Raw genomic sequence first — 3,811 nt, 5'->3', positions numbered from 1 at the left:
GGGGTCGGAACAAGATCTGTTCAAAATCCTGCGCTAAGGTCGAACGAACGGTGAACGTCACGCCGCTCGGAGGATTCGGCCGGGAAGCCGCAGGGGCCTGAAGCCTTCGGGCAACTGTTGTTCGGTGTCCCAGGAATAGATGCCGGTGAGATTTATGTGCTCCCAGCTGAGCGGTGAGATGTGCCTCAGCAGCTCGTCGGGAATATGCCGACCCCGCTGGCGCAAGTGTGCCGTCGCGCGACTGAGATAGACGGTGTTCCAATGAACGATGGCGCTGACCACGAGGTTTAGCCCCGAAGCACGGAACGCCTGGCTGTCAAAGGATCGATCCCGTATTTCGCCGCGCTCGTGGAAGAAGACAGCGCGTTTGAGCTTGTGGGCGGCTTCGCCCTTGTTGAGCCCGGCCTGGCAGCGCCGGCGCAAGGCCGGGTTTGAATACCATTCGATCATGAACAAGGTACGCTCAATACGGCCGAGCTCGCGCAAGGCTTTGGCGAGATCACTGGACTTTGACGATGAGCACCACTTCAGGATGGTCGATGGTGCAACGGTTCGTGTCGTGATCGATACGCCAAGACGCAAGAACTCGTCCCAATGCTCCAGGATGAGATCGGAATTGATCGGCACACCAATGTGTTTAGCCAGCTCCGGATAGGCATCCGCTTTCTCAAACGTATGGAATTTCCGGTCCTTGAGATTACGCATGCGAGGCGAGAAGCGCCTGTTGACGATGGGGAAAAGCCCGAAGAGCTGATCGCTGACACCGCCGGTGTCGGTGAACAGTTCCTCGATGTCGAGGATCGTGTCGTGGTCGAATAGGCCATCGAGCACATAGACGGCCTCGCTCTCGGTCGGGCTGATCGGCAGGATGCTGTAATAGCCGTATTGGTCAGAAAGCCCGCTGTAAAATTTCGATCCCGGTTCGCTGCCATAATGCAGGTTGATGTCACTGCGCTTGGCGGCCCTGTCGCTGGCGCGGAAGAATTGCCCATCAGACGACGCGGTCGTTCCGTCGCCCCAAATTTGCGAATGCGGATGCCGCGTGTGGGCATCGGTGACGCACGCCTGCGCGGCCCGATAGGTTTCCGAGCGGGCGTGGAAGCTGCGCATCCAGCCGATCTGGTGGGCGCTGATACCCTTGGAGGCTCCCGCCATACGCTTCGGGCCGAGATTGGTGCCATCCGCCAAAACGCCGGCCAGCATAGCGGCGATGTTTTGCGGCGCATCTCCCGTCCGGACATGGGTAAACTGGTCGGCAAATCCGGTCCATTCATGCACTTCCCTGAGAAGGTCCGGCACCTCGACCAGCGGATACATTTCCGTGATTTCGGCGTTGAGAGCTTCCGCCGCGGCGGGAACGTCGCTTGCATGTGGCGTCACGATCAGTGTGCCGTCTTCCATTCTGACGCCATCGAGCTTCCCGAAACGGGCTCGCCAAGCCAACCGTTTGAGGTTGACATCCATCATCTGGCGAACTTCCGCGAGCCAAGCCGCACCGTCGCTCGGGACACCGAGGCCGAGTTCATTTTCCTCCTTCAGGGCGACAAAGGCCGGCTTCGGCATGAGATGTTCGTCTATCGGCCGGAATGACCGGCTACCCTCGACCCAGACGTCTCGCGAATTCAGTCGGTCTCGCAAATGCGTAAGCGTCGCGATTTCGTAAAGCCGCCGATCCGGTTTTCCATCCTCGAAGATCAACTTTTTCTCGGTCGCTCCCAGATGGCCGACGGGCACGCGATCCGGCAAGATGCGACGCCCTTCCACATAAAGCATTTTCAGAGTCGCGATCGCCGCGAGCAGCGGATCGTGTCGGCGACGCGAGTGGAACGTGAACGCCTGAAGGAAGGCTCCTGCGAACTTGCGGATATTCCCATGTTGCTCAGCGGCCAGCACCAAAGGCGAAGCGTCGCTGCTTTCCACCATCGCCTCGAGACCAGGCTTGATCTGCAGCAGCCTATGCCAACCGACTTTCCGATTTACCATCTCGATCGCGTCTTCGTCGGCATCATTGGCGGCCTGCAGCGCCAAAATCGTATCAAGGAATAGTCGCAGTGCCTTGGATGTTTCCACGCGGGTGTTCATGTGGCGCTGCTTTTTCCGGTTGTTGACCTGAGAGAACAGCCGGCCCATCAGCTTGATGAACATCATCACCGCGTCGTCGGTAAGCTTCTGGCCGACTTTAATGACCTGCGCAACGATTGTCGCGCGGCGACGGTTGGCGCTGAAGTCACTGGCAAGCCAGGCTGGCGTTGCCTCCCCCTCACGGATCATCTGGTCCCATCTCCCGGAAGGAATGCGAGCCTGTAAACGGGGATCAATCCCCAGCGAGCGCACGAAGGCGATACGCTCCGTCAAGCCGACCAGGTTCCCCGCTCCCGGTGCGTCTGGAGCAGAACGCAGCCAATGATAGCGCGTCTGTCCGATCGCCGGATCAACGCCTAACAGGGCATCTAGGGTTTCGAGCTTTTCCGAATCGAGATCCGAGATCAGCGCGCGCTCAGCGCGACGGCGTGCAATGGCACGCGCTGCCAAGCCCATGCGTTCCATCATGTTCACCGCCGGCAGGAGAACCCGGCGCTCCCGGTACGCGGTAATGATCGCTTTTGCGATCGGCGCTCCCTTATCTGTTGTTGAGGCGGCCTCGATGGCTGCCAGCAACGCCGCACGACGATCATCTGCGGCCGGTGTCCTCATTTCCAGATAACCGAGCAGATGCGCGACGTGGTTCATGCGCGTCTCTTCACGACGGGCATACCACTCGAATGAAGCAGGGTCGGCGCCGATTTGCTCAGCAACATAGTGGAGCATCGCCTTTGGGAGTGCTTCGTTGGCCATGAGCGCGCGGCCGGGATAGCGCATCAGGCAGAGCTGCACCGCAAAGCCAAGCCGATTATGCTCGCGTCGGCGAATCTCGATTTCAAGTCGATCGGCCGGCGATAGGGAATAATGGCGGATCAGGCTGTCTTCGTCGGTTGGAACGTCGAAAAGCTCCTGTCGATCCTGAGGCTTGAGAAGGGTCCGCCGGGCCACCGTTTTACTCCTTACAACATACGCTGGTGGCCAATCCTCTGTACGGAAACGGTCGATTTCGTACAGGGGCAAAACAGCCTGTCCACAAATTATCTTGACATGCTTTTGAACAGGCGGGATATTTCGGACATCCTATTCGGACGAAATTCGACCTATGCCACGCACCTTTGCCTATGTCCGCGTCTCCACGATCGGGCAAACCACCGAAAACCAGATTCAGGAAATCGAAGCCGCCGGCTTTCAGGTCGAGCCGCGCCGGATCGTCACCGAGACGATTTCCGGCAGCACCGCCATTGCGCAGCGCCGCGGCTTTTCCCGGCTTATGGACAAGCTGGAGTCCGGCGACGTTCTAATCGTGACTAAGCTTGATCGCCTCGGCCGCGATGCGATCGACGTCAGCACCACGGTTAAGGCTCTGGCCGAAATGGGCGTGCGCGTCTATTGCCTTGCGCTCGGCGGCGCAGATCTCACCAGCTCGGCCGGCACGATGACCATGACCGTGCTCAACGCCGTCGCCCAGTTCGAGCGCGATTTGCTGATCGAGCGGACGCAATCCGGTCTCAAGCGCGCCAAATCGGAAGGAAAGGCCCTCGGCCGCCCCTCGACGCTCAGCGACAAACAGAAGCAGGATGTGCGCGACGATCTCGCAACTGGGATGAGCGTTTCAGCGATCGCCAGGAAATTCATGACCAGTCGTCAAACCATTATGCGGGTTCGAGACGAGGGTTCACGATCCGTTCGACCTTAGCGCAGGATTTTGAACAGATCTTGTTCCGACCCC

The 3,811-nt window shown here is 59.2% G+C and carries 2 protein-coding genes; one reads left to right on the top strand and one right to left on the bottom strand.

Features of this window, described 5'->3' with window-relative positions:
* Positions 1-57: 57 nt before the first annotated feature.
* Positions 58-3,030: a Tn3 family transposase gene (locus EXZ48_RS34080; protein WP_130521458.1), complete on the bottom strand. Its 2,973-nt coding sequence runs from the start codon at positions 3,028-3,030 to the stop codon at positions 58-60.
* Positions 3,031-3,184: 154 nt separating this feature from the next.
* Between EXZ48_RS34080 and EXZ48_RS34075 the strand changes: the two genes are divergently transcribed.
* Positions 3,185-3,778: a recombinase family protein gene (locus EXZ48_RS34075; protein WP_130521456.1), complete on the top strand. Its 594-nt coding sequence runs from the start codon at positions 3,185-3,187 to the stop codon at positions 3,776-3,778.
* Positions 3,779-3,811: the final 33 nt, after the last annotated feature.

The organism is Shinella sp. JR1-6 (assembly GCF_004284735.1).
Classification (GTDB): Bacteria; Pseudomonadota; Alphaproteobacteria; order Rhizobiales; family Rhizobiaceae; genus Shinella.
Note: the sequence above shows the minus strand (reverse complement) of the source record. Positions and strands in the feature narration are given on the sequence as shown.